This is a genomic window from Pseudomonas palleroniana (assembly GCF_003031675.1).
Lineage (GTDB): Bacteria > Pseudomonadota > Gammaproteobacteria > Pseudomonadales > Pseudomonadaceae > Aquipseudomonas > Aquipseudomonas palleroniana.
Genome location: NZ_PYWX01000057.1, coordinates 1 through 1120, shown reverse-complemented (window position 1 = coordinate 1120; position 1120 = coordinate 1). Strand labels below are relative to the sequence as shown.

The window sequence follows — 1120 nt, the reverse complement described above, 5'->3', positions numbered from 1 at the left end:
TGAACTGGTCAAGTAATCTTGGACACTGATTACGGTTCACGCCGCCAACCTTTCCTTCACGACCGGCGACCTGTAGTCGTTATAGCTGTGAGGCCTGCTGATGTTGTAGCGCGAGACATAGCGCTGCACATCTGCCCGGGCCTCATGCTCCAGTTGGTAGCCCGCTTCAGGCACCCACTCGGACTTCAAACTACCAAAGAAACGCTCCATCGGGGCATTGTCCCAGCACTCGCCTTTACGGCTCATACTTTGCCTAAACCCATGTTTCACAAGCGCGTTTCGGAATTTATGGCTGGTGTACTGGCAACCTTGATCAGAATGAAACAACACATCCTGGGGATGGCCGCGCAGCTCAACCGCCATGCGTAGCGCTTCGCAGGTCAGGTTGGCATCAGAAATCATCGAGAACGACCAGCCTACGATCCTGCGAGCGTACAGATCCAGAACGGCGGCGAAGTACATCCATCGCTTGCCGACCTTGATGTATGTCACGTCGCCACACCACACTTGATTAACCGCCGTCACATCAAATTTTCGCTTGAGCACGTGCGGCGCCACCAAGGCCTCCACACCCGGCGATTTGTACTTATGGCGCCGGCGCTGACGACTAGCGATGCCAGCTTCGCGCATCAAACTGCGAGCCATATAACGCCCGATACGATGCCCTTTGGCTTGTAGCTCCTTGGACAAAGTACGTGCGCCGGCCGACTCTCTGGACGCCTTGTGGTGCCTGACCAGCGCGGCTTTGAGCTTGTCCCGTTCAGGATTTGCTCTGCCTTGGCGCTGGCGCCAGGCGTAAAAGCTACTGCGGTTGACCCCAAACACCCGGCAACACTTTTTAACGCCGTACTGCTCGTCCAGCTCATCGATCAGCGTGAATGATCTTTGGCGTCCAAAAGCAGGAGAGCACTGGCCTTTTTTAGGATTTCGATATCCAGGTCTTTCTCTCTGAGCAGAGCTTTGAGCCTCTGGATTTCTCGTTGATCAGCGGTAATCGCCTTGGCCCCCACCGGAGTCGAGCCCAAGCGCTCTTTTTGCACTTGATCAACCCAACGGCGCAGGGCTGTGGGGCCGATATCCAGGCTGGCACAGACTTCGGTAACCGGCTGACCTTCATCCA

2 protein-coding genes are annotated in these 1120 nt (G+C 55.9%); both read right to left on the bottom strand.

The window, feature by feature from the left end:
* Positions 1-36: 36 nt before the first annotated feature.
* Positions 37-861, bottom strand: coding sequence for an IS3 family transposase (locus tag C9383_RS19640; protein WP_249031091.1), 825 nt, complete (start codon positions 859-861; stop codon positions 37-39).
* 8 nt (positions 862-869) lie between these two features.
* The coding region (locus tag C9383_RS28450; protein WP_249031089.1) for a transposase at positions 870-1120 on the bottom strand (251 nt) is incomplete at its 5' end.